The organism is Sphingobacteriaceae bacterium GW460-11-11-14-LB5 (genome assembly GCA_002151545.1).
Taxonomy (GTDB): domain Bacteria; phylum Bacteroidota; class Bacteroidia; order Sphingobacteriales; family Sphingobacteriaceae; genus Pedobacter.
This window is the reverse complement of sequence record CP021237.1, coordinates 584,758-609,588: the sequence shown is the minus strand read 5'-3', so window position 1 is coordinate 609,588 and position 24,831 is coordinate 584,758. Positions and strand designations below refer to the sequence as shown.

The following is a 24,831-nucleotide window of genomic DNA, read 5'->3' as shown; positions in this document are numbered from 1 at the left end:
TATACCAATCATAAGTTTATGAAATTTTATCTGCTAATTATACTATTGCTCGTATCGGGCATGGTTAATGCCCAAAATAATTTTAAGCCTGGAGAGATTTGGAAAGATCAGAATGGGAAGGCAATAAATGCACACGGCGGCTGCGTGATCAACAATAATGGAACCTATTATTGGTTTGGTGAAAACCGCACGGGCGGAAAATCTAATGGAATTAGTTGTTATCGCTCAACAAACCTTTATAACTGGGAGCGGTTAGGACTAGCACTAACGCTTTCCGGTCTTCCTCAGGCAGATCTGAATGATCTGGCGCAAGGGCGTAAGTTGGAACGTCCAAAGGTGATTTTCAACAAAACCACCAAAAAATGGGTGATGTGGGCGCATTGGGAAAAAGAGAACGGTTATGAGGCTGCGCGTGTGGTGGTCGCAACCAGTGATAAAGTTGAAGGGCCTTATCAATTGTATAAAACCTTCCGGCCAAATGATCATGATTCGAGAGACATGACGCTATTTGAAGATCACGACGGAACCGCTTATCATTTCAGCGCGACCGATATGAACAAGAGTATCAACGTGATTCGCTTGAGGCCCGATTACCTTGAAGGTAGCCCCACTGAGAACAAAATCCTGATTGGCGAACGTGCGGAAGCACCGGCCATATTCAAAGTGGGTGATGTTTATTTTGGCTTATTCTCCGGGTCTACCGGCTGGGATCCAAATCCCGGAAGGAGCGCCTATAGCTGGAACATCCTGGGAAATTGGAGCATAGGCTCAAATTTTGCGGTAGATCAGATGAAAGAGCTGACTTATCAGTCGCAAAGCGCCTATGTATTCAAAGTGGGCGGAAAAGAGAATGCCTTCGTTTATTATGGTGACCGATGGGATGCCAAAGACCTTGGGGCATCACGATATGTATGGCTGCCCATTAGTATGCGGTCAGGCTACCCTACTGTAACCTGGCATCAAAGCTGGGACTTAAGCATTTTCAATGCGATGTATCGTTATAAACGGGCCAAGGCGATTATCGGTAATAATAATTACAGTTTATTGGAAAAACAATCCAACCGCCTGGTATCAAAACCTGCGAACGGATTTTCGATCGCCGATGATGACGACAATATCAATCTTAGCTTTCAATTCTTACCTACTGCAAACCCCTCGGTATTTAAGTTGAAGGATCTTAAAAGCGGAAAATACCTGGAATCTGTTTTTAATACTTTGAGATTAAATGAAGTCAATGTGAAAGGGAGCCAGGAATGGGAATTTTATCCGCAAAATGATGGTTATTTCAAAATCAGAAATAAGGCTGACGGAAAATATTTGACCGTTTCAGGGGGAGCCACCTTTTCAGGCAGCGGTTTGTATCTTAACGATGCAGATGATACTATTCCACAAAACTTTGCAGTTTATTTCGATTCTGCAAAATACCAGTATGAGGTGGCCGATATCTTTTCAGCGGCTTACCATGCGGAGTGCATCAAACAGGCCGCGCAAAGCAAGCTTCAGCATTGATTTACTGGGTATACTCCGAAAGGGAAAATATTATTTATCCGGATAAGAAGCTAAAATAAAAAAGGTCATTTTCAATCGAAAATGACCTTTTGACGTTTGTGGTGCCACCTGGATTCGAACCAGGGACACAAGGATTTTCAGTCCTTTGCTCTACCGACTGAGCTATGGCACCATCCGTTTGGGATTGCAAATGTAGCGTTCTTTTTTCAAAAGCAAAACTTTTTTTCGATTATTTCATTGTTGCTCTGATTATCAATTAATTAATTTTTCACCTTTCTTAAAAAAGGCCTTAATCGTTGCTTAGAATGAGTACAAACAAACAATTTTATTATATTTTTTATGCATGCATAGTAATTTATTTAGATTAATATCCTAATTTAGCGTAACAATCTAATATTGCATGGTAGCACAGATCCTTTTTCTAGTACTTACACTTGCAGCAATTGCGCTGTTTACAGTTAATCTGCGTAAAATAATTCGCAATATCCGTTTAGGCAAACCGGTAGATCGACAAGATCAGCCGCAAAAAAGGTTAATGACCATGCTTCGCGTAGCCTTTGGTCAATCTAAAATGGTTGTTCGGCCTATCCCCGCCTTTCTCCACTTTTTTGTTTACATCGGTTTCGTGATCATTAACATTGAGGTATTGGAAATCATCATCGATGGTTTATTTGGCACACACCGTATTTTTAATGGTTTGGGTGGTTTATATAATTTTCTGATCGGCTCTTTCGAAATTCTGGCCTTTACTGTTTGGGTTTCCTGCGCGATTTTTCTGGTTCGCAGAAATATCCTAAAATTGAAACGCTTTAGTGGTGTAGAGATGAAAAGCTGGCCAAAATCTGATGCCAATTATATCCTCATCACCGAGATTTTATTAATGAGTGCCTTTTTGTTAATGAACGCAGCCGATGCAAAATTACAGCTTTTAGGTGCCAGTCATTACGTTAATGCAGGAGCATTTCCGGTAAGCCAGTATTTAATCAATATCCTGCCTTCCTCAGAAAGCGCCTTGGTTGTGATAGAGCGCAGCTGCTGGTGGTTCCACATTATAGGTATTTTGGCTTTTTTAAATTACCTGCCTTATTCTAAACATTTTCATATTCTCTTTGCTTTTCCGAACACCTACTTTTCTAATTTGGAGCCTAAAGGCGAGTTTACCAATATGGCCTCCGTTACCAATGAGGTAAAGGCCATGCTTGATCCTTCTTTTGTTCCGGCAGAAACCGAACCCGGTAAATTTGGCGCCAAAGATGTAACTGACTTAAGCTGGGTAAACCTGATGAATGCCTATACCTGTACAGAATGTGGAAGATGTACTTCAGTATGCCCGGCAAATATTACAGGTAAACTGTTATCGCCGCGGAAAATCATGATGGATACCCGCGACCGTATTACCGAGGTGGGACAAAATATTGATAAACACGGTGCAGAACACCAGGATGGAAAATCTTTATTGGATGATTACATCAGCAGAGAAGAAATTTGGGCTTGTACCAGCTGTAACGCTTGTGTAGAGGCTTGTCCGGTAAATATTGATCCCTTACAGATTATTACAGAGCTTCGCCGTTTTGCCGTGATGGAAGAGTCGCAGGCACCGGGAAGTATTAATGCCATGATGGGAAATATTGAGAATAACCAGGCACCCTGGAAATACTCTCCGGCTGACCGTTTTAACTGGGCACAAGAAAGCTAGCAATTGATAGTTTTCAGTTGGCATTGAATTAAAAGAATAATTACATCAGGTCTTAATACTTGATAATAGATAATAGACAAATGGAATTTAAAGTCCCTACAATGGCCGAGTTAATGGCCGCAGGCGAAGAACCGGAAATATTATTTTGGGTAGGTTGTGCTGGAAGTTACGATGAAAGAGCGCAGAAAATTACCCGCGACATTTGCAAGATCTTACATCATGTAGGTATAAAATATGCTGTTTTAGGAACAGAAGAAAGCTGTACAGGCGATCCTGCTAAAAGAGCTGGTAACGAGTTCCTGTTCCAGATGCAGGCCATGACCAATATTGAGGTATTGAATGCCTACAACATCAAAAAAATTGTAACAGGCTGTCCGCATTGCTTCAACACCATTAAAAATGAATATCCGGGTTTAGGTGGCACTTACGAGGTGATTCACCATACCCAATTGATCCAGGACCTGATTAACGAAGGCAAACTAAAAGCCGAAGGTGGTGAAAGTTTCAAAGGCAAAAAAATCACTTATCACGATCCGTGTTACCTGGGCCGTGGAAATGGCATTTACGAAGCACCTAGAAAAGCCCTGGAGGTACTTGATGCTCAATTGGTGGAGATGAAACGCTGCAAAAGCAATGGCTTATGCTGTGGTGCCGGTGGCGCACAGATGTTTAAAGAACCTGAAAAAGGGAATAAAGATATCAATGTAGAACGTATTGACGAGGCTTTACAAACCAACCCACAGGTGATTGCTGCTGGTTGCCCTTTCTGTATGACGATGCTGAGTGACGGCATTAAATTAAAAGATAAAGAACAGGAAGTTAAGGTATTGGATATTGCCGAGATCACCGCAAGGGCAAACGGACTTTAATTTTCTCCATTTCAACTAAAATAAACAAAGCCTGAACATCGACGATGCTCAGGCTTTGTTATGTTGTTCATTACCATTTTGCTATACCGCATCAGATAAAGAAGTGAAGGTAAAATCCCTGATCCTTAACGGCGGCAACAGATAATTGGCTTCCGATTCGGCGCTTACTGTTCTTTCGGTTATTCCGATCTCGTCGAGGTTATTCAACATAATAATCGGACTTTCGTTAAATCGGAAATTCTTAACCGGAAACTTAATCTCGCCGTTTTCGATGTAAAAAGTGCCATCCCTGGTCAGCCCTGTTAACAAGAGGGTTTGCGGATCTACCGTACGGATATACCACAAACGTGTAACCAATATACCTTTTTCTGTTCCTTTAATCAGTTCTTCCAAAGTTTTGGTTCCACCTTGCATAATGGCACCACCCGGAAATGGGATCGCTTTAATCCCGGTTTTTTGCGCCCAGTATCTCGAGCTGTATAAATTTTTAACTACTCCTTTTTCTATCCAGTTTACTTTCTGCTGTGGCCTTCCATCCCCAGACCATGTAGCAGTTGGCAATTCAGGATTCCAGGGATCTGAATAAATATTCACTCTTTCATCTACCAGCTGTTCACCCAATTTTGTCTTACCTCCGGTTTTGCTCATAAAACTCCGTCCTTCATCGGCCTGTCTGGCATCCATCGAGAAGAATAAATTCTCCAGCATTACCGCCACGGCAGTTGGTTCTAAAATAACGGTATATTTTCCTGGTTCTATGGCCTTTGCCGTTACCGACGACATTGCCTTTTTAGCTGCTATAGCTGTATCGGCCTTTGCATTGAGTTTACTAAAATCGTTATATCCCCTTGTGGCATAACCAGAACCCTTACCATCATCAGTTCTTACCGTAATGTTAAAAGCAACATCGGTTGAAGTATTGTAGGCAAATAAACCCTTACTGTTCATCATTGCGGAACAACCCACGCTGTTTGATAAAAATCCTGCAGCATTCAGTTTATTATCCATTGCCTGTTTTAAACTGGCCTGTACGGCATCGGCCCGGTCTTTTGGGGTAACGGCTGCTGTAGCCGGAGAAAATGTAGGTGAATCGGCACCATATTCCTGAGGACCAAGAAAAGGCATAAATTCAGGGTTTTCTGGTGCAAGTTGTGCAAGTTCTTCTGCCCTGCGCACTACTTTTTGTAGTGAAGCATCATCAAACTCATTTATGGTTGCTGTACCGAGTTTTTTCCCGAAGGCTGAGCTCACCACCAAACTGTTAGCGCTAATTCCGCCACTGGTAGAAACGGCGTTTCTGGCATACCTCAGGTTGCCGCTATCCGAACAATTTAAATTTATTTCACATTGTTCTGCTTTAGAGTAAGAAAGTACTTTAGTTAAAAGTGCCTTTGCTTCTGCTTTTGTTAAGATTGGCATAATTTCTATCAGATTTTTCTAGCGGTGTTGATAACATTAACTTTATTAAAACGTGTGGTTGCCGATCCGTGAGATACAGCACTTACCTGCCCAGGCTGCCCCTTACCATCAAAGAAAGAGCCTCCTAAACGGTAATCGCTTTGATCGCAAATGGCCACACACGAATTCCAGAACTCCTGCGTATTGGCCTGATAAGCGACATCCTTAAGCATACCCACTATTTTCCCCGCCTTAATTTCGTAATAAAGCTGACCGCCGAACTGGAAATTATAACGCTGCTGATCGATAGAAAAACTTCCATCACCGACAATGTAAATGCCTTTTTCTACGTTTTTGATCTGATCGGCTATACTCAATTTGGCCTTACCCGGCTGCAAAGAGATATTGGCCATGCGCTGAAACTGAACACTACTCCAGTTATCGGCATAACAACAGCCTTGTGAGGCATTTAGCCCCAAGATATGTGCCTGGTCTCTGATGGCCTGATAATTTACCAGGATGCCATCTTTAATCACATCCCATTTTCCGCATTTTACCCCCTCATCATCATAACCAACTGCACCTAAGGAACCTACCTCCGTTTTATCTGCCGTAATATTAACTTCTTTACTGCCGTAATTAAATTTTTTAGATTCCCATTTGTCTAAAGTCAGAAAGCTGGTTCCTGCATAATTGGCCTCGTAGCCCAATACGCGATCGAGCTCGGTTGGGTGACCACACGATTCGTGAATAGTTAACCATAAATGCGAAGGATCCAAAACCAAATCATACTTGCCTGGTTCTACCGATTTTGCCTTTATCTTTTCGCCTACCTGCCTGGCTGCCTGTGTAGCATCTTCAAGCATATCGTACCGGCCTTTATAAAGCGTACCCGATGCAGTTTGTATTTTATCCTGAGGTCTTGCATTTAAATATTCGTAACCTTTGCCTGTAGGCGCGCTCAATGCATTTCTGGTTTCGAACTTACCGGTTTCCTTATCTATTTTGGTGATAAAGAAAGTCGGCCAAATGCGATGGATATCCTGATCGATATATGAACCATCAGTTGACGCAAAATATTTCTGTTCATTTACCGCAAATAAGATGGAGTTGATATAATCTGCACCGCCCTTCATAGCCGCATCATTCACAGCCAACAATAAATCTACCTTCTCTTTTACAGGTACTTCAAAAGTATTTTTCTCAATAGGTGCTTTCCAGCTAACTTCACCATAGCCTTTTTGTGGTGCCAGTTGTACAGGCTCTCTTAACAAACGGGCATTTTCTTTGGCAATAGTTACCGCCAGTTCAGCTGCTTTGGCAATACTGTCTTTATCCATTTTGTCGGTGGCCGCAAAACCCCAGCTGCCATTCGAAATTACCCTGATACCAATTCCATACGATTCGGTATTAACAATATTCTCTACTTTATCTTCGCGTGTAACCACATATTGGTTAAGATACCGGCCTACACGCACATCGGTGTAAGTGGCCCCTTTTGAGCGTGCCGCATTTAAGGCCACATCAGACATGATTTTTTTAGCGGCAGGATCAATATACTCCAAAGCCTGCTCGGGGGAAATTTCTTTCCCAAAAACTGGAATGGCAGGAAGCATGGCCGCAGCAGCCCCTACACCAGTTAAATAAATAAAGTTTCTACGTTTCAAGATGAGATGGTTTAAATGTAACTGAATATAAGTGTTTTAAGTCAGTCTCCAAAATTTAACACCTCAATTATACAATCAGGAATTTCACCCCATACATGGCAAAAGCAGGAAAATCATCATTAATTATGCGTTCTATGGAGCAGAAACCTGCGCATTTATTTTATTCAAATTATCGCGGATCAGGTTTAAATCTTCAGCCTCCATATTTTTTAAGGGGATAACAAGCTGTGTCGCCATCGAATCTACATCGCCTCCCCTGTCTTTATAGGTTTGCACAATTACATCATCACCTTTGGTATGGATATACAATTTACCAGAAGTAGTTGTGCCGTAATAATCCATATCTTTAAATTTCGATAACTTAAATGCGAAATACTCGGTTTTACCGTTATTAAAATACCGCTTGTAACGGCAAAAGCCATTGTTGGTAACATTTAGCTCATAACGCTTTACCTGGTCGCTTTCCTGACTGTTATCGTAATGATCGGTAAATGTTTTTTGTAGATAATTAAGAGATTGCGCGACAGATTCGGGGTCGGAAAAAGCACATAAAAACATACAAAAAGCCGAAATAAGGGATATTTTCAAGCAGAGTGTAAACTTTTTCATCAGGTTAGCGTTTTAAACACACCAATTTAATTAAAATCATAAATTTGTATATGAGTTTTTCTCCACAATCAAGAGTTTGGATATACCAAAGCGATCGCAAATTTACTTCTACTGAAGAAAATGAGATCTTAAATAAATTAGCAGCTTTTACTAACCAGTGGAAAGCACATGGAAATGAATTGCTTGCAAAAGCAGAAATCCGCTATGGCTTTTTTATTATCCTAACGGTCGACGAAAGTCAGGCGGGTGTTACCGGTTGCTCTATTGATAGCTCTGTTCGCTTAATTAAAGAAATTGAGCAGGAATACCATGTAGATCTTTTTAACCGTTTCAACATTGCCTACAAAGTAAATGGCGAAGTTGTGGTAAACAGCAAAGAAGATTTTGAAACGCTGGTAAATATTAAACAGGTAACACCAGAAACCATCGTGTTTAACAATATGGTTCAAAACCTGGCAGAACTGGATAACAAATGGGAAGTACCATTTCAAAATAGCTGGCATTCAACTGTTTTTGCCCATTTATTATAAATAAGGATGTTCATTGTAGATCTTAAATATATTGTTCCACTGGAAGAACTGGATGAGCATATGAAGGCTCATGTTCAATTTTTAAGAAAATACTACGATAAAAATATTTTTGTAGCGTCGGGCCGAAAAGTACCCCGTACCGGTGGAATCATCTTAGCCCTTGCCCAGGATGAAGCGGCCTTAAAAAAAATCCTGATGGAAGATCCGTTTTACATCAACCGATTGGCCGATTTCACCATTACCCAGTTCTTAACTTCACAATATCATCCTGATCTCGAATCACTTTTGGGAAAATAAATTCTTAAAACCGTCAGTAGTATTCTACATTATTTTCGCTCTTGCTCAAACAATTAGCTGGCAAAAAACATTATATTGGTTAAATCAAAATAATGTCTATGAAGCGCTGGCTCAAAATCTCTTTAAAAATTATATCTGTTATCGTTGTACTGATTATCCTCACCTGGCTGGCCGGTGCATTTTATATCAGCAGAAATAAAAAAGAAGTACTGGCTTCTATCCTTTCACAGCTCAATAAAAATTTAAACGGAAAAATTACCGCTAGCAGCATGGAGCCAACGCTCCTTAAAAGTTTCCCGGGTGTTTCCGTATCCTTAAATGGTGTTTTACTGAGAGATAGCTTATGGAACCAGCATAAACACGATCTTTTAAAAGCACAGGATATAGATGTATCGCTAAATGTACTTTCGCTTATTGTAGGCAATATCAATATTAAACAGATTGCCATTAACAACGCCTCCATTTATATCTACACCGATTCTACAGGCTACAGCAATACCAGTATTTTTAAGAGCAAGCCTAAAACCGAGCAGAAATCGTCATCAAAATCCTCAGCATTAGAAGTTAAGAAAATTGATTTTAATAAGGTTAGTTTGGTATTGGATAACAAAAAAAGGTTCAAATTATTCAATTTCGATATCGATCAGATCCAGGGCAGAATGGAATACCCTGATAGCGGCTGGACAGGTAAAATTAAACTGGCAACTAAGGTAAACAGTTTCGCCTTTAATACCCGAAAAGGCAGTTTTTTGAAAGACAAAACTTTAGAAGGGACTTTAAATGCACATTATAGCCGAGATATGGATGCGGTAATTCTGAGTCCTGAAATACTAAACATTGGTGGCCATCCTTTTAAAATCGGTGCTAAAATAGAATTAGATAAATCTGCTTTTGCCATTAGCATAGCCGTTGATGATATTTTATTTAGAGATGTCGCTTTATTGCTATCGCCCAATATCTCTTCCAAACTCTTAAAGTTCGGGATAGAAAAACCGATCGATATCCGAGGAAATATTGTTGATGACGGATCAGGGAAATATGGAGATCCTTTAATCAAGGTTGGAATAACAGTTAGAGATAATGTGGTTTCTATCCCAGCGGGCAAATTAACCGCTTGTAACTTTGATGGTTCTTTTACCAACCGGGATACCGTTGGTGGCATTATTGGTGATGAAAACTCATCCATTAAGTTCCACAGGCTTACGGCAAAATATTTTAATGCACCGCTTAAAATCGACACTTTCACAGTGAATAATTTATCTCGCCCAATTGCCACCGGACTGGTCACTTCGCAATTTCCCCTATCCAATTTAAACAACTCACTAGGCACAAACGATTTTGAATTTAAAAACGGAACAGCCAACTTAAGATTATATTGTAAGGCTGATATTGATCATTTCAGGTTTACCAAACCAGTTGTATCGGGCAAGATACAGATTGCCGATGCCGACATCCTTTATATCCCCAGAAAGCTTCATCTGGTAAAAAGTGCGCTCAATATCAACTTTAACCAGAACGATTTATCGATACAAAACGGGCATTTCCAGTTGGGCAAAAGCGAGCTTAATGTAAGTTGTAGCATCGCCAATTTTGCCAATCTGTATTATACTGCCCCTGAGAAAATATTGGTCAACTTAAAAATGTCGAGCCCTCAGCTCTACCTAAAAGAATTTTTACCCTTCTTAGGACCAAGAACGGCAAAGAAAAAGTCTGGCGGAAATAAACAAGTGGTTTCGAAAGAGCTAAGTAATGTACTGGAGCTTTCACAAATGAATATCCGCTTAACGGTTGGTAAAGCCATTTATGAAAATTTTCTGGCCAAAAACCTCGATGCTGATATTTCCCTGCGTGGCGGAGGTATATTCTTCAACAAAATAAGTGTGGCACACGCAGGAGGCCAGTTATCGCTAAACGGGAATATTATGCAGGAAACTGCCTCAAATAGCTTTAAAATCAATTCAAAAATCAGCCATGTAAGTGTTAAAGATTTCTTTTATTCATTTGATAACTTCGGACAAAACACCATCACCAACAAAAATTTAAAAGGTTATTTATCTTCATTGGTTAATATTTCCGGACGCATATCGCATACCGGAAAAATTCTTCCGCGATCGATTAATGGTAAAGTTGTGTTTAATCTAAACAATGCAGCCCTGGTTAATTTCGATCCAATGGTTAAAGTAGGAAAATTTGCCTTTGCCAACAGGAATCTATCAAACGTAGAAATCAAAAACCTTAATGGAACACTAAACGTGCGTGGCGATAAGGTAGAAATTAGTCCGATGCAGGTAAACTCAAGCGCTTTAAACTTTAATGTAAAAGGCACATATGCTTTAGGAAATGGCACAAACGTAGAAATGGACATCCCGCTGAGAAATCCAAAGGGAGATGAAAACCTCACTAAATCTGAAAAAAGAGAAGCCCGCATGCGCGGTATCGTATTGCACTTAAAGGCGGTAGATGACGAAAAAGGCGGAATAAAAATCAGGTGGAATAAGGATCACGACTAGTTTTAGTCCTAAGTCTGGAGTCAAAAGTCCTTAGTCGATTAATAGACTGAAGACTCAGGACTTTGGGCTTCGGACTAAAAATCCAACGGCCCTAACCTATTCATATTCCTTAAAATCAGGTATTGACGGTGCCTGATGTATGGGGTAGCATTTTTGGGTGTCCATCTTCTCGGATTTGGAAAACAAGAAGCAATTAAAGCGGCTTGTTTCTTAGTCAGTTTTGTACAGGATTTGCCATAGTATTCCTGGGCAGCCGCTTCAGCACCATAAATCCCGTCGCCCATTTCAATTACGTTCAGGTAAACCTCCAATATTCTTTCTTTGCTCCAAAAGAGCTCAATCAGTAAGGTAAAATAAGCTTCAAAACCTTTTCTTATCCATGAGCGGCCAGGCCACAAGAAAACGTTTTTAGCCGTTTGTTGCGAAATGGTACTTCCTCCCTTTACCTTTTTCCCTTTGGCATTACTGGCAAAAGCTTTTTCAATGGCTTTCATATCAAAACCGATATGTTTTAAAAAGAGCTGGTCTTCGGCAGATACTGCAGCCCTTTTCATATTATCAGACATATCCTCGAATTTCACCCACTTTTTCTCTGTTTTAAAAGACTTTCCATCGGCTTTACGCTCAATGTTCCGTAGTACCATCAAAAGGGTAATTGGTGGGTTGATAAAACGCAGGGCAATTACCCAAAACACAGAAACCAGCAGAAAATATAAAAATACTTTCGTAGCAATATTGGTAATCTTTTTTAGAAGGGGATGTTTTGCTTTGCTTTTAGTTCTGCTTGTCCGCGTTTTCGCCATGGCGCAAAGGTAATTAAAGAGACGGAAGATGGAAAATGAAGCGGTGTGGAATAACGCCAAAAAAATCTTTTTTTTTATGTGCAAAAATAAAGTCGAAATGCAAAATTCTCGTGGTAAAGCCTTAATGTACCTTAAAATCACTTTGTTTATGTATTTTGTGACTCACATTTTTAAACAGAGGGCAAAACAAAATTAACCAAATGAAAAAACTAGGCTATCTCTTTCTTGCTGTTACCCTATGGAGCTGCAGTACAACCAAAAACATCAATAACAAGTCTGAAAAGTGGATTACACTCTTTAACGGGAAAGACATTAAAGATTGGAACGTTAAAATCCACCACCACGATTACAATGTAAATTTCGGCAATACCTTTAGGGTTGAAGATGGAACAATACAAGTGCGATACGATCAATACGGCGATTTCAATGATCAGTTTGGCCATCTTTATTATAAAACACCCTTCTCTTACTATCATCTAAAATTAAAATACCGTTTTGTTGGCGAACTGCAAAAAGGTGCGCCGAGTTATACCTTACGTAATAGTGGAGTGATGTTCCATTCTCAGGATCCGAAAACAATGCCTAAAGAACAGGATTGGCCAATTTCGATCGAAATGCAGTTTTTAGGTGGATTGAGTGATGGCCGTCCCCGCCCTACCGGAAACATGTGTTCGCCAGGTACAGAGATTTTTTATAACGGCAGTAAGTATCCGGGCCATTGTCTGGATTCTAAATCGAAAACATACGACGGCGACCAGTGGGTATCAGCCGAACTGATTGTGATGGGCGATTCGATCGTTAAACATATTATTAATGGTGATACCGTATTGCAATACAGCAAACCACAAATTGGCGGAGGCGTAGCTAACCGTTTTGATCCGAAAATTAAAATTGATGGAAAAGCGCTTACTGAAGGTTTTATTGCCTTACAAAGTGAAGGACAGCCAGTAGATTTTAAGGATATCCAGATTATGGAGCTCCCGCACCATGACAAGAAAAAATCTAATTAAACATTTTTCGATATCATACGTTACAACAACATGAAAGTTGCATTAATTACAGGAGGAAGCAAAGGAATTGGTTTCGGTATTGCCGAAGCCCTTTTGAAAGCAGGTTATAAAGTAGCCATTACAAGCAGGACGATTGCCAGCGCGAACCAGGCTGCATCACATTTGGTGGCACATGGTGATGTATTGGCCATTGAAGCAGATGTTGTGGATTTTAAATCTCAGCAGGATGCGGTAAACCTGATAATCGAAAAATGGGGACAATTGGATATACTGATCGCCAATGCAGGCGTTGGGCATTTTGCGCCTATTGACGAGCTGGACATCGATTTATGGAAAGAAACCATCGATACCAATTTAACAGGCGTTTTTTACAGCATTAAAGCCTCGGTTGATGAGATCAAAAAGAACCAGGGGCATATCTTTACCATATCGAGTTTAGCCGGTACAAACTTTTTCGCAGGAGGTTCTGCTTATAATGCCAGTAAATTTGGTTTAACAGGATTTACGCAATCGGTTATGCTCGATTTAAGAAAGTACGGCGTAAAGGTGAGCACCATTATGCCCGGATCGGTAGCCAGTCATTTTAACGATCATCAGCCCAACGTTGAAGATGATGCCTGGAAAATCCAGCCAGAAGATATGGGTAAACTGATTGTTGATTTATTGGCCATGCCAGCAAGAACTTTGCCGAGTAAGGTAGAAATCAGGCCAACTACGCCGAAGGGGTAGTGGAAGATTAATCTTATGTTTAAACACCCACTCAGCTCATTAAAACCTGTGGGGATCTATAAAGATTTCCCACAGATTTGCTGATTCAGCGCCTCCATTAAGCATTTTATTAGCCAGCATCCATCATATTATCACTATCGACGCAACAAAATGCCCTGACTTTGTTACAAATTTTAATAAAATATACCCTTACTTTGTTACAACAAAAACCTATATTTGGGTTGACTTTGTTACAAAATAGAAAATAATGGCATTTAAACGATCCATTGAAGAGAACTTAACCCGATGGAAAAACAGCAAAAACAGGAAACCTCTAATTATTCGAGGGGCACGTCAGGTAGGAAAAACAACACTAATAAAGGACTTTGCGAAAAACTATCTTAATACTATTTTTCTTAATCTGGAGAAACCTGCACACCGTCAATATTTTGATGATTTTGACGATGTACACAATATTGTTGAAGCACTATTGCTGGGACATGGGATTCAATCGGATAAGATAACCGAAACTTTGCTCTTTGTTGATGAAATTCAGGAAAGTGCGAAAGCTATACAAATGCTAAGGTATTTTTACGAAGAAATTCCTGACCTGCATGTAATCAGTGCTGGCTCCCTTTTGGAGTTTGTATTACAAAAAGTAAAAAGTTTTCCGGTAGGCAGGGTCGAATTCTTATACTTATATCCCTTAAATTTTCAAGAATACCTTCAAGCTAACCAAAAAGATGATCTGTTAAAATATCTGCTTCAAACCCCTGTAAAAGCTGTTGCGCACAAATTGTTATTAAAAGCCTTTCGTAGATATGCCATTATCGGAGGCATGCCAGAAATAATAAAAACCGATTTAGAAGAACATAACCTTTCAGATCTGTCTATTGTTTACGAAAGCATTTGGGCAACCTACAAAAATGACATAGAAAAATATACCCAGAATGAAACAGCGAGAAGAACTATTAACCATATAATGGGTACTGCCCATCTTTTTCTCGATAAGCGTGTTGTTTTTCAAGGTTTCGGCAATTCGAACTATAAATCGAGAGAGGTTGGAGAAGCTTTTAGGATATTAGATGACGCAAAGATCATCCGGTTAATATACCCATCTACTAATACCGAACTTCCAATTATTCCTGATTTAAAAAAATCGCCTAGACTACAATTTTTAGACACAGGATTAGTCAACTACTCATTGGGTATCCAAGGAGAAATGCTTGCTTTAGATGATTTAAGTTCAGCTTATAAAGGAGCCGTTATTCCACATTTATTTACTCAGGAACTGATATCAGTTGAGCGTATATCTTCTCATAAACCTAATTTTTGGGTAAGAGAGAAAAAACAGTCTGATGCAGAAGTTGATTTAATTTATGCCTGTAAAAAATTTGTAATACCGATTGAAATAAAATCGGGCAGTACAGGAAGCTTAAGATCTCTTCATCAATTCATTGATGCCTCAGCACATCCTTTTGCCATTCGGGTATATGGAGGCGAGTTTAGGCTAGAAAAAACAAATACACCAACAGGCAAGCCTTATCTTTTATTAAACCTCCCATACTATCTGGGAACACGTATAGCAGAATATGCTTCTTGGCTAATAGAACAAAACCTGTAATCCTATCGAAACCTTCTTTCTTCCATCCTTATTTTTTGGTATAAAAAAAAGAGCCTTTCGATTTGCATCGAAAGGCTCTTTATATGACTCTTTAAAGAATGCTTATTCAGCTACTACTTCAAAAGGAACCTGAACTTTCACTTCTTTGTGTAAGTTTAAGTTAGCAACATATTCGCCAACAAATTTAGGTTCAGTTTCGAAAGTAATACGACGACGGTCTACATCAAAGCCTTGTGCTTTTAATGCTTCAGCAATCTGGATGGTGTTAACCGCTCCGAAGATTTTTCCGCTTTCGCCTGCTTTAGCACCGATTGAAAGTTTAACATCAGTTAAACGCTCAGCAACACCTTCAGCATCTTTCTTAATTTTATCTTGTTTAAAAGCAGCTTGCTTTAAGTTCTCTGCTAAAACTTTTTTAGCAGAAGAAGTAGCCAATGCGCCAAATCCTTGAGGGATTAAATAGTTACGGCCATAACCTGGCTTTACTGTAACTACATCATCTTTCTCACCAAGGCCTTTAATATCTTGTTTTAAAATAATTTCCATATCTCTAGCCTCCTATTTTAATTGATCAGCAACGAAAGGTAACAAACCGATGTGACGGGCACGTTTAACTGCCTGAGCCACTTTACGTTGGAATTTTAACGAAGTACCAGTTAAACGGCGTGGTAATAATTTACCTTGATCGTTAATAAATTTCAACAAGAAATTTGCATCCTTGTAATCGATGTATTTAATTCCGTTTTTCTTGAAACGGCAATATTTTTTACGGTTATCCTCTACTTTAGGGGCAGTTACGTATTGTATTTGTTCTCTTGCCATTACGCTGCAACCTCCTTAGTTTTTTTGTTAAAAGCACCACTACGCTTTTTCTCATTGTAAGCAACAGCGTGTTTGTCTAAACGGATAGTTAAGAAACGCAACACACGCTCATCGCGTTTTAATTCAAGCTCTAATTTTGCGATCAAATCTCCTGAAGCTTTGTATTCAGTTAAGTTGAAGAATCCATTTGATTTTTTCTCAATTGGATACGCTAATTTTCTCAAACCCCAATTATCTTCCTGGATAATTTCGGCTCCGTTATCAGTTAGAACTGCTTTGAATTTAGCTAATGCCTCTTTCGCAGCCTCTTCTGATAACAACGGGGTTAGAACGATAACAGTTTCGTACTGATTCATTGTTATAAATTATGTTTTTAATTTTTTAATCCCGAGGTATATTACGGGGATGCAAAAGTAACAATATATTTCTTAAAATCAAATGATTAATTAGATTTTATGCAGCAAATGTAATGAGGTAAAATGGAAGATGGATCATGAAAGAGGTAAAATGGTAGATGGAAAAAGTAATGTAAAATGGCAGATGGATAATGAAAGAGGTAAAATGGACGATGGAAAAAGGAAAATGGAAGGTCTGCAAGGAAAACCATGCACACTACATCATCCATCTTACCTCTCCCATCTTACCTTCTTAAAATCAAATGATTAATTAAAGTGGCAGATGGATCATGGAAGAGGTACAATGGACGATGGAAAAAGGAAAATGGAAAATCTGTGATGAAAACCATGCATAATACATTATCCATCTTACCTCCCCCATCTCACATCTTCCCATCTTACCTATAAAAAAAGGGAGACTATCTATCCGACAATCTCCCCATATCAATTAGCTGTTAGTGTTTAATAGGTTTCTATCGTTTTAACAAAACTCTCTTCTTTATACTTCACTACGAAAGTTAATTCTTTAGAGTCTGTTTTACCGATATTGAATTTTTTAACCAGTTGCGATTTATCTTTGAATACCTCTTTATAAACCTCATCATTGTATTCGTTATACACTTTAACTTCTACCGGACTATTCTCCAGGTTTTCGAGGTTAAGCGTAATAACCTGATCTTTTTTAGTGTAAACAGGTTTAAATACGTTAGAAACTTTCGGCTCGGAAACAAGTGCCTCCCCGTTTTTAATTACGACATTATATTTTGCAACTTTTATATCCGACTCCACTTTAAGTGTGTATTTTCCGTCAGGAAGCTCATTCAGATCATAAATTTTGCTAGAGAAAGCTGAAGCATGAATATCCTCCTGAAATAAAACTTCATTATCAGCATCCATTAGCGATAAATTAACGTTCTCTGCCTTATCTACAGAAAAGCGGATAAATTTTTCCTTTTCACCTTTTACTTTTAAAGTAAAATCATCATCGTTAGCGTGTACACCCGTAGCAGTAAAAAATAACGCTGCTATTAAACCGATTTTTAAGAACTTTTTCATAACCAATATTTTTAAAGAGTTAATAATTATATGACACCACTAAGGTACGGCACTAACTGAAGGATAGGTGATTGCATATTTTCCAATATCTATGCTATATTACCCCTGGTTAACTGTTATTTTAACAAAAGCTATAATAAAGCATATTTTTTACGTATTTTAGAACAATAATTTAGCAAACCATGAAGCCTAGTTTTGAGGTTGTTGAACCTTCTTTCGGAAGTTCATTTTATTATTCGAAATATGTAGAGAACGCCAACAATATGGCGCACCTCTGGCATTACCACCCCGAAATTGAAATGGTGTTTGTGAATGGCGGTGCCGGGAAAAGGCAGATTGGCAGTCACGTTTCCTATTACACCGAAGGCGACTTGATCCTGATTGGCAGCAACCTCCCCCATTGTGGCTTTACCGATACCAATACCGGAAACAAAAACGAAACTGTTATCCAGATGAAACCCGATTTTTTGGGTAGCATTTTTTTGGGCCTGCAGGAAATCAGAGGCATACAAGAATTGTTCGATAAATCGAAGGCCGGAATTGCCTTTGGCCCTGAAACCATGCAAATAGTGGGCGACAGGATAGAAATGATGGACGATCTGCCGCCTTTTGAACGACTTTTAACTTTACTCAGTGTATTAAAAGAACTTGAACATGCAAAAGATTACAAGATCTTAAACGCCGATGGATTTTCGATGGAAATGCAGGTTCAGGATAACGACCGCATTAATATGATTTTTAACTATGTAAAAGATCATTTCCAGGAGCAGATCAGCTTACAACATATTGCGGAAATGTCGAGTATGACTGTTCCTTCATTTTGCCGTTATTTCAAAAAAATCACCAAGAAAACATTTACACATTTCGTAAACGAATACCGCGTTGTCCACGCCTCAAAACTTTTGGCCGAAAAACCGACCAGCATTGCCAATATTTCTTACGAAAGCGGTTTTAACAACTTTAGCCATTTTAATAAATTATTTAAGGAGTTTACCGGCAAAAGCGCTTCCGAATACCGTCACGAACTTAAATCGCTGATTAAATAAATGAATATGAACAAATTCCTGTTATTGATATTCTCAAACCTCATCAGCCTGTCTCTTTACGCCCAGTATGTGGATATTAATTTTGTTAACTGCAAAATAAGTGAAACCGAGCAAAAGAAAATTGAGAAACTGATTGCCTATGAACGCATGTTTTGTAACGAAATTTTCGAAACAAGAGAAAACATTACGGCCCCGGTAAAAATAAATCTATACGGAAAAAGTAAAGATTACCGGGCTGCGCAAAAAACATATAGTGCACCAGTAAATAGTACCGGATTTTACATTGCCGCCATTAACGAAGCCTTTGTTTACAAGAGCAGCGATTTCATTTCGGTAGCACTCCATGAGGCTAGTCATAGTATTTTCCAGTTTAATTTTAAAAAATCGCCCAAATGGCTAAACGAAGGGCTTGCAGAGTTTTTCGAAACACTGGATTTCGACAGTGAGGGGAATTTATACTCCTATCCACAAAGCGGTAGAATTAAAAGTATAAAGGCTGGGATAGATTCAAAAGACACCGAAAGGTTAAAAAATTTCTTTAAAATATACAGCGGTTCATTTTATGGTCATGATATAGACGACAATTACAATACGGCCTATAGTGTGATCTACTTTTTTATAAAATCCAAAAGAACAGACCTGCTCAAAAAAATAATAAAATTAAACACCCAGGGTTACGATACCGAAAAAGCGATTGAACTTACTTTTGGTAGCTTTAACTCGTTTGAGGAAAGGTATAAGCTATTTTACAAATATCATCAATAACGTTATTCCTTTAACCTCAAACTTTTGCCTCAGGTCTTATCCTACTATAAACTAAACCCTCCAACTTTTCAACCTTGCAACTTTTCCACATTTCTACTTTTCAACCTTACAACACTTAAATTTTTCCTATTTTCGTGCCGATGGAAAATTTTATCGTTTCTGCCCGTAAATACCGCCCAGCCACCTTCGAAACCGTTGTTGGCCAGCAGCATATTACAGGTACGTTAAAAAATGCCATTAAAAACAATCAGCTTGCCCAGGCATTTTTATTTTGCGGGCCTCGTGGAGTGGGTAAAACAACCTGCGCACGTATCCTTGCAAAAACCATTAACTGTACTAACCCTACAGCAGAAATGGAAGCTTGTGGCCAATGCGACAATTGTCTTTCTTTCCAGAACGGGCATTCATTTAATGTTCACGAATTAGATGCGGCTTCAAACAACTCTGTTGATGATATCCGTAGCTTAATTGAGCAGGTTAGGATACCACCACAAGCCGGAAAATATAAAATTTATATCATTGATGAGGTTCACATGTTATCGCAGAGTGCATTTAATGCCTTTCTGAAAACACTGGAAGAACCGCCTTCATATGCTATTTTTATCCTCGCCACCACCGAGAAACATAAAATCCTGCCCACCATCTTATCGCGTTGCCAGATTTTTGATTTCAACCGGATCCAGGTGGAAGATATTGCCAGTCACCTGTCAACTATTGCCCAGCGCGAAAATATTGCTTTTGAAAGCGATGGTTTACACATTATTGCCCAAAAGGCAGACGGTGGACTGCGTGATGCGCTTTCGATGTTCGATCAGATTGCCAGTTATGCAAACAAGAACATTACTTATAAGGCGGTAATCGATAACCTTAATATTTTAGATTACGATTATTTTTTCAAACTCACCGCTTATTTAACCGCAGCAGAAGTTAGCCAAACCCTCCTCCTGTTCGACGAAATTTTAAATAACGGTTTTGATGGTAATAACTTTATAAATGGCCTTGCTTCACACTTCCGTAATTTATTGGTAGGTAAAGATGCATCGACGATTAAACTATTAGAAGTTAGCGAAAACATTAAACAAAAATACCTTGATCAGTGCAGGCAAACAGAATTATCGTTTTTGTTAACGGCATTAAACCTGGCCAATACCTGCGATCTGAATTACAAAAATTCTAAAAACCAACGTTTACAGGTAGAGCTGGCACTGATAAAAATGTGCCATATCCGGTCGGTCGTCAATTTAGCACAACAGCCTTTAAGCCCTAATAACACAGCAACTGACGTAGATCAGGATAAAAAAAAAACTAATGTCGTAGCCGGGCAGGCCGAAACCCCAAAGCCACATACTGAAAGCCCAATTACGGTTCAGGATGTAGCGCCTGCTGTTAAAAGTACAGTTTTATCCACTGGTCCTGCAGCAGAAAAACCTAAAGAAACACCCAGGGTCGGTCCGCCGCCATCTGCCACTTCCATCAGTATCAATATCCCGAAAGCAAATGCGGTAAGCACACTGATCCCTTCATTAAATGATCTGGAACGTGTAGCCCAGGGAGATGATGATGAAGGACCAAAGAAAGTTACCGGCGAAGCCCGGGAACCTTTTAGTTACGATCGTTTACTGGAAGTGTGGAATGCCTTTACCCAAAGGATGAAGGCTACCGATAGGATTAATCTGTTCACCATCTTAAATAATTTTGCGCCAACACTTTTAAATCCTGAGCTGATTGAGATTTCGGTAGAGAGCAAAACACAGGAACATCTTGTACAACAAGAATCGGTTGAACTTTTAAATTTCTTACGGAACGAGCTTCGGAACTTTGGTGTTGAGGTTACCTATAAACTCATGGAGCGCAAGATAGAAAACAGGCTTTACGGTAACCGCGAAAAGTATGATTATCTGGTTAACAAAAACCCAAAGCTGGACGAATTGCGCCGCAGATTTAATTTAGATATCAATCCTTAGCCAGTTTTCGGTTAACAGCTTTCAGTTCTTGGCGGTTAAAAACTGCCGCTTGCAAACTGCTAAATGTTCTTCGGTGTATCGTTAATCGGGTATCCTTCTTCATCTAAATCATCACGGTTATCCTCCGGTGTACGGGCAAGAATTTCATCTTCGGGGCTTAGTTTTACGCTTTCTCCGTTATCTACGTGCATACCCAGTTCTTCCAGTTCATCGTTTACGATATCTTCATCTCTGGCATATTCATCCCCAACATAAGGATTGGCCTCATCGTAAGTAGAATCGTCATCTTTAGCACCGGCAGCTACGGTTTGGTAACCCATCGGATGGTCGTAATCTGCATCTGTACCTTTCACATCGAGCTCGTAACTCTGCTTACGTTCATCATAAGCCAGGTTTTCTTTATTAATTTCGCTATTTTCTGTCGTACTATGTATTTTATCCTGCGATCCTTTATTCTCGTTATTTGCCATGATATGGGTCTCCTATTAATTTATATGAATATAACAAAATGATATTGATAAGGTTTGTTTCCAGCAGAGAATCTTCCAATTATTAGGGCGTGCCCCAAGCTACGCAAGGGTCGGGCTATACACTGCAAGTCCTCCCCGATGAAAAATCGGGATGCGGGCTTTCCATTTCTATCCCTCACGCAGGCCGAAAATAATACCCAGGCAAGTTTAGGAGGTACGGTAACGGTTAATACCGAAACAAATTAATTACTTGACTGGAGAAAAGAAGTTTAGGTAAAATATTGGGATCTATTTTATTTCAGTAAAGCAATGATGTGGTTAGTCGGGTTTATTTTACCCGAAATAGCTGTACCATTTAAGTCCGTTAAACCCTATCAAAGCGGGATGCTGCCGATATTTCATCGGGAGCAGAAGCGGGAGCGGGACTGTTGTAACCCAAAAGCTTCTGCATCTGCTTTCCAAATGAAAAATATTTACGCCTAACAAAATACTAATCAAGCTGACAAACCTACAGCATAAAAAAAGCGTCCAGATTTTTATATCAGGACGCCAAAGTATTTTAAGAGTTGTTAACTTCCATACTAGAAGCATATTAAAGTTGACAACTCAATTTAGCTTATAAAGAAGCCAAAGAAGTATTTAATGTTTCGCTCGGACGCATTGCCTTGCTTGCCAGCTCATCATTAGGGTTATAGTAACCGCCAATGTTCTGAGGTTTACCTTGAGCACCAATCAACTCTTCGTTAATTTTCGCTTCGTTTGCGAATAAAGTTTTAGCCAATGGCGCAAATCTCGCTTGCAAATCAGCATCCTTAGTTTGTGCAGCTAAAGCTTCAGCCCAATATAAAGCTAAATAGAAATGAGAACCACGGTTATCAATTGTACCCAGTTTTCTACCCGGAGATTTGTCAGTGGCCAGGAATTTAGCATTAGCCTCATCTAAAGCATCGGCCAATACCTGCGCTTTTGTATTGTTCTGTGTTTGAGATAAATGCTCTAAAGAAGCCTGAAGTGCCAGGAACTCACCTAATGAATCCCAACGCAGATAACCTTCATCGATAAACTGCTCAATATGTTTTGGAGCAGAACCACCAGCACCAGTTTCGAACAAACCACCACCATTCATTAAAGGTACAATAGATAACATTTTAGCAGAGGTTCCTAATTCTAAAATCGGGAATAAATCTGTCAAATAATCACGTAATACGTTACCGGTAACCGAAATGGTATCTAAACCTTTGCGGATACGCTCTAAAGTAAACTTAGTCGCTTCAATCGGCGCTAAAATACGGATGTCTAAACCTGTAGTATCGTGGTCTTTTAAATAGGTATTAACTTTAGTGATGATTTCTCTATCGTGTGCTCTGTTTTCATCTAACCAGAAAACCGCTGGCGTTTCTGATAAACGTGATCTGTTCACCGCTAATTTTACCCAATCCTGAATTGGAGCATCTTTAGTCTGGCACATGCGGAAGATATCGCCTTTTTCTACTTTCTGGTCGAAAAATACTTTGCCATCTGCATCAGTAACACGGATAGTTCCTGAACCGGTAGCCTGGAAAGTTTTATCATGCGAACCATATTCTTCAGCTTTTTGAGCCATTAAACCAACATTTGGTACTGAACCGATGGTGGTTACATCAAAAGCACCATTTGCTTTACAGTCATCAATTGTTGCGGTATAAACACCCGCGTACGAACGATCTGGAATTAAAGCGATGGTATCCTGTGCTTTACCAGCTGCGTTCCACATCTGTCCCGAAGTACGGATCATTGCCGGCATAGAAGCATCAACAATCACGTCAGACGGCACATGAAGGTTAGTAATTCCTTTATCAGAATTTACCATAGCCAAAGCTGGTCCGTTTTCGATGGCCTGAGCCAAAGCGGCTTCAACCTCTGCTTGTTTAGCGTTGCCCGCAATTTTTGCATAAACGTCGCCTAAACCATTTCTGGTGTCGATGTTCAGTTCCTTGAAAAGATCGGCATATTTAGTAAAAACATCTGCAAAGTAAACTTCAACAATAGCACCGAAAATAATCGGGTCAGAAACCTTCATCATCGTAGCTTTTAAGTGTGCAGATAACAATACGCCTGCGGCTTTAGCTTCAGCAATTTCTTTGGCTACAAAAGTTTTCAATGCCGATAAGCTCAATGCAGAGCTATCAATGACCTCTCCTGCTTTTAATGGCGATAAACCTTTTAATTCGGTTACCGTACCATCAGCAGCTACAAATTCTATTTTAAACTGACTTGCTTCAGCAACCGTTGTAGATTTCTCTGAACCATAAAAATCGCCTTCAGTCATGCTGGCCACTTTGGTTTTCGAATCTGCAGACCATTTACCCATCGAGTGTGGGTTTTGTTTTGCATAATTTTTAACCGCTTTAGGCGCCCTGCGATCAGAGTTACCTTCACGTAAAACCGGATTTACAGCCGAGCCTAAAACTTTTGCATATTTAGCTTTAATTGCTTTTTCTTCATCGCTCTGCGCATTATCAGGATAATTTGGAATGGCAAAACCCTGCGATTGTAACTCCGTAATTGCACCTACCAATTGCGGGATAGAAGCAGAAATATTTGGTAATTTGATAATGTTAGCTTCTGGAGTGGTAGCCAATGCACCAAGCTCTGCTAAAGCATCACCAATTTTTTGATCGTCTTTTAAATACTCAGGAAAGTTTGCCAAAATTCTTCCTGCTAAAGAAATATCTCTGGTTTCTACATCAATACCTGCTGATGCGGTAAAAGCTTGTACGATAGGTAACAGTGAATAGGTTGCCAACATTGGCGCCTCATCGGTTTTGGTGTAGATAATTTTTGATGTATTTGACATGTTTATATTGATTTTGCTTATTAAGGTTAATTATTCAATGGGTTTCCAGGTTGGTAAACCGATCTTCTTAAAATCGCCTAAAGATAAAATAATCGAATGAATTAAGGAACATCACAATGTTATTTCTGGTTTGGATCAGCAATTCATTTTATTAAAAACCGATAATCTTCTTAGTAGTGAAATAATAATGTAACATACCATTGTATTTAGGGAGCGCAGAGTCATTTACTATATTTAAAGTTAGTCC

At 39.4% G+C, this 24,831-nt stretch carries 23 protein-coding genes and 1 tRNA gene; 13 read left to right on the top strand and 11 right to left on the bottom strand.

Translation table 11 applies throughout. The features are described 5' to 3' along the window. Positions 1–18 precede the first annotated feature (18 nt). Positions 19–1,509, top strand: a complete 1,491-nt coding sequence (locus tag CA265_02465) for a glycosyl hydrolase family 43 (GenBank protein ARS38605.1) — start codon at positions 19–21, stop codon at positions 1,507–1,509. 96 nt (positions 1,510–1,605) lie between these two features. Here the strand turns inward: CA265_02465 and CA265_02460 are convergent. After that, positions 1,606–1,681: transfer RNA gene (locus CA265_02460), tRNA-Phe, on the bottom strand. Between the two features lie 228 nt (positions 1,682–1,909). Between CA265_02460 and CA265_02455 the strand changes: the two genes are divergently transcribed. Both CA265_02455 and CA265_02450 read left to right on the top strand, forming a co-directional pair. Then, positions 1,910–3,205, top strand: a complete 1,296-nt coding sequence (locus tag CA265_02455; protein ID ARS38604.1) for a Fe-S oxidoreductase — start codon at positions 1,910–1,912, stop codon at positions 3,203–3,205. 80 nt (positions 3,206–3,285) lie between these two features. Next, positions 3,286–4,074, top strand: a complete 789-nt coding sequence (locus CA265_02450; protein ID ARS38603.1) for a CoB--CoM heterodisulfide reductase — start codon at positions 3,286–3,288, stop codon at positions 4,072–4,074. Positions 4,075–4,155: 81 nt separating this feature from the next. Here CA265_02450 and CA265_02445 read toward each other — a convergent pair whose 3' ends face one another. From CA265_02445 to CA265_02435, 3 genes are all read right to left on the bottom strand, one after another. Then, entirely contained in the window at positions 4,156–5,493 is a 1,338-nt protein-coding gene (locus CA265_02445; protein ID ARS38602.1) for a peptidase C69, read from the bottom strand. 8 nt (positions 5,494–5,501) lie between these two features. Further along, entirely contained in the window at positions 5,502–7,139 is a 1,638-nt protein-coding gene (locus tag CA265_02440; protein ID ARS38601.1) for a TldD protein, read from the bottom strand. Positions 7,140–7,271: 132 nt separating this feature from the next. Next, positions 7,272–7,748 carry a hypothetical protein gene (locus tag CA265_02435; protein ARS38600.1) on the bottom strand — a complete coding sequence of 159 codons (477 nt, stop codon included), beginning with the start codon at positions 7,746–7,748 and terminating at the stop codon, positions 7,272–7,274. A gap of 50 nt (positions 7,749–7,798) precedes the next feature. On the opposite strand from CA265_02435, the gene CA265_02430 reads away from it, so the two are divergent. From CA265_02430 to CA265_02420, 3 genes are all read left to right on the top strand, one after another. Next, on the top strand, positions 7,799–8,278 hold the full coding sequence (locus CA265_02430; protein ID ARS38599.1) for an ABC transporter ATPase: 480 nt from the start codon (positions 7,799–7,801) through the stop codon (positions 8,276–8,278). A gap of 6 nt (positions 8,279–8,284) precedes the next feature. Continuing rightward, on the top strand, positions 8,285–8,575 hold the full coding sequence (locus CA265_02425; GenBank protein ARS38598.1) for a GTP cyclohydrolase: 291 nt from the start codon (positions 8,285–8,287) through the stop codon (positions 8,573–8,575). A gap of 92 nt (positions 8,576–8,667) precedes the next feature. Next, on the top strand, positions 8,668–11,085 hold the full coding sequence (locus CA265_02420; GenBank protein ARS38597.1) for a hypothetical protein: 2,418 nt from the start codon (positions 8,668–8,670) through the stop codon (positions 11,083–11,085). Between the two features lie 74 nt (positions 11,086–11,159). Here CA265_02420 and CA265_02415 read toward each other — a convergent pair whose 3' ends face one another. Then, the gene (locus tag CA265_02415; GenBank protein ID ARS38596.1) at positions 11,160–11,888 is read right to left on the bottom strand and encodes a monofunctional biosynthetic peptidoglycan transglycosylase; all 729 of its coding nucleotides are present in this window, start codon (positions 11,886–11,888) and stop codon (positions 11,160–11,162) included. A gap of 200 nt (positions 11,889–12,088) precedes the next feature. On the opposite strand from CA265_02415, the gene CA265_02410 reads away from it, so the two are divergent. The 3 genes from CA265_02410 (at position 12,089) to CA265_02400 (ending at position 15,230) form a co-directional block, all read left to right on the top strand. Beyond that, positions 12,089–12,898, top strand: a complete 810-nt coding sequence (locus tag CA265_02410; protein ARS38595.1) for a hypothetical protein — start codon at positions 12,089–12,091, stop codon at positions 12,896–12,898. A gap of 30 nt (positions 12,899–12,928) precedes the next feature. Then, positions 12,929–13,627, top strand: coding sequence for a short-chain dehydrogenase (locus CA265_02405; protein ARS38594.1), 699 nt, complete (start codon positions 12,929–12,931; stop codon positions 13,625–13,627). 247 nt (positions 13,628–13,874) lie between these two features. Continuing rightward, positions 13,875–15,230, top strand: coding sequence for an AAA family ATPase (locus tag CA265_02400; GenBank protein ID ARS38593.1), 1,356 nt, complete (start codon positions 13,875–13,877; stop codon positions 15,228–15,230). Positions 15,231–15,332: 102 nt separating this feature from the next. Here CA265_02400 and CA265_02395 read toward each other — a convergent pair whose 3' ends face one another. Genes CA265_02395 through CA265_02385 form a run of 3 tightly spaced genes read right to left on the bottom strand, consistent with a single transcriptional unit; the run spans position 15,333 to position 16,408 of the window. Beyond that, positions 15,333–15,776, bottom strand: a complete 444-nt coding sequence (locus CA265_02395; GenBank protein ID ARS38592.1) for a 50S ribosomal protein L9 — start codon at positions 15,774–15,776, stop codon at positions 15,333–15,335. Between the two features lie 12 nt (positions 15,777–15,788). Next, positions 15,789–16,052 (bottom strand): 30S ribosomal protein S18, encoded by a 264-nt coding sequence (locus CA265_02390; GenBank protein ARS38591.1) that lies wholly within the window; start codon positions 16,050–16,052, stop codon positions 15,789–15,791. After that, entirely contained in the window at positions 16,052–16,408 is a 357-nt protein-coding gene (locus CA265_02385; GenBank protein ARS38590.1) for a 30S ribosomal protein S6, read from the bottom strand. Before CA265_02385 ends, CA265_02390 begins: the two co-directional genes overlap by 1 nt. A gap of 130 nt (positions 16,409–16,538) precedes the next feature. Between CA265_02385 and CA265_02380 the strand changes: the two genes are divergently transcribed. Further along, positions 16,539–16,718 (top strand): hypothetical protein, encoded by a 180-nt coding sequence (locus CA265_02380; GenBank protein ID ARS38589.1) that lies wholly within the window; start codon positions 16,539–16,541, stop codon positions 16,716–16,718. A gap of 191 nt (positions 16,719–16,909) precedes the next feature. Here CA265_02380 and CA265_02375 read toward each other — a convergent pair whose 3' ends face one another. Then, complete coding sequence (locus CA265_02375; protein ARS38588.1) at positions 16,910–17,503, bottom strand: hypothetical protein; 594 nt, start codon at positions 17,501–17,503, stop codon at positions 16,910–16,912. A 182-nt stretch (positions 17,504–17,685) separates the two neighbouring features. Here CA265_02375 and CA265_02370 point away from each other — a divergent pair, with 182 nt between their 5' ends. From CA265_02370 to CA265_02360, 3 genes are all read left to right on the top strand, one after another. Further along, positions 17,686–18,549, top strand: coding sequence for an AraC family transcriptional regulator (locus CA265_02370; GenBank protein ID ARS38587.1), 864 nt, complete (start codon positions 17,686–17,688; stop codon positions 18,547–18,549). Then, a complete protein-coding gene (locus CA265_02365) occupies positions 18,550–19,314 on the top strand; it encodes a hypothetical protein (protein ID ARS38586.1) in 765 nt (254 codons plus the stop codon). Positions 19,315–19,454: 140 nt separating this feature from the next. Continuing rightward, positions 19,455–21,278: a DNA polymerase III subunit gamma/tau gene (locus tag CA265_02360; protein ARS38585.1), complete on the top strand. Its 1,824-nt coding sequence runs from the start codon at positions 19,455–19,457 to the stop codon at positions 21,276–21,278. 59 nt (positions 21,279–21,337) lie between these two features. Here CA265_02360 and CA265_02355 read toward each other — a convergent pair whose 3' ends face one another. Continuing rightward, positions 21,338–21,748, bottom strand: a complete 411-nt coding sequence (locus CA265_02355; protein ARS38584.1) for a hypothetical protein — start codon at positions 21,746–21,748, stop codon at positions 21,338–21,340. A gap of 616 nt (positions 21,749–22,364) precedes the next feature. Then, entirely contained in the window at positions 22,365–24,584 is a 2,220-nt protein-coding gene (locus CA265_02350) for an isocitrate dehydrogenase (NADP(+)) (protein ID ARS38583.1), read from the bottom strand. Positions 24,585–24,831: the final 247 nt, after the last annotated feature.

Coding starts and splice junctions, on each gene's coding strand:
- CA265_02415 (ARS38596.1), bottom strand. CDS start 11,888: ATGGCGAAAACGCGGACAAGCAGAACTAAAAGCAAAGCAAAACATCCC.
- CA265_02425 (ARS38598.1), top strand. CDS start 8,285: ATGTTCATTGTAGATCTTAAATATATTGTTCCACTGGAAGAACTGGAT.
- CA265_02445 (ARS38602.1), bottom strand. CDS start 5,493: ATGCCAATCTTAACAAAAGCAGAAGCAAAGGCACTTTTAACTAAAGTA.
- CA265_02375 (ARS38588.1), bottom strand. CDS start 17,503: ATGAAAAAGTTCTTAAAAATCGGTTTAATAGCAGCGTTATTTTTTACT.
- CA265_02420 (ARS38597.1), top strand. CDS start 8,668: ATGTCTATGAAGCGCTGGCTCAAAATCTCTTTAAAAATTATATCTGTT.
- CA265_02390 (ARS38591.1), bottom strand. CDS start 16,052: ATGGCAAGAGAACAAATACAATACGTAACTGCCCCTAAAGTAGAGGAT.
- CA265_02450 (ARS38603.1), top strand. CDS start 3,286: ATGGAATTTAAAGTCCCTACAATGGCCGAGTTAATGGCCGCAGGCGAA.
- CA265_02360 (ARS38585.1), top strand. CDS start 19,455: ATGGAAAATTTTATCGTTTCTGCCCGTAAATACCGCCCAGCCACCTTC.
- CA265_02410 (ARS38595.1), top strand. CDS start 12,089: ATGAAAAAACTAGGCTATCTCTTTCTTGCTGTTACCCTATGGAGCTGC.
- CA265_02430 (ARS38599.1), top strand. CDS start 7,799: ATGAGTTTTTCTCCACAATCAAGAGTTTGGATATACCAAAGCGATCGC.
- CA265_02455 (ARS38604.1), top strand. CDS start 1,910: ATGGTAGCACAGATCCTTTTTCTAGTACTTACACTTGCAGCAATTGCG.
- CA265_02385 (ARS38590.1), bottom strand. CDS start 16,408: ATGAATCAGTACGAAACTGTTATCGTTCTAACCCCGTTGTTATCAGAA.
- CA265_02400 (ARS38593.1), top strand. CDS start 13,875: ATGGCATTTAAACGATCCATTGAAGAGAACTTAACCCGATGGAAAAAC.
- CA265_02465 (ARS38605.1), top strand. CDS start 19: ATGAAATTTTATCTGCTAATTATACTATTGCTCGTATCGGGCATGGTT.
- CA265_02405 (ARS38594.1), top strand. CDS start 12,929: ATGAAAGTTGCATTAATTACAGGAGGAAGCAAAGGAATTGGTTTCGGT.
- CA265_02395 (ARS38592.1), bottom strand. CDS start 15,776: ATGGAAATTATTTTAAAACAAGATATTAAAGGCCTTGGTGAGAAAGAT.
- CA265_02435 (ARS38600.1), bottom strand. CDS start 7,748: ATGAAAAAGTTTACACTCTGCTTGAAAATATCCCTTATTTCGGCTTTT.
- CA265_02350 (ARS38583.1), bottom strand. CDS start 24,584: ATGTCAAATACATCAAAAATTATCTACACCAAAACCGATGAGGCGCCA.
- CA265_02380 (ARS38589.1), top strand. CDS start 16,539: ATGGATCATGAAAGAGGTAAAATGGTAGATGGAAAAAGTAATGTAAAA.
- CA265_02355 (ARS38584.1), bottom strand. CDS start 21,748: ATGGCAAATAACGAGAATAAAGGATCGCAGGATAAAATACATAGTACG.
- CA265_02370 (ARS38587.1), top strand. CDS start 17,686: ATGAAGCCTAGTTTTGAGGTTGTTGAACCTTCTTTCGGAAGTTCATTT.
- CA265_02365 (ARS38586.1), top strand. CDS start 18,550: ATGAATATGAACAAATTCCTGTTATTGATATTCTCAAACCTCATCAGC.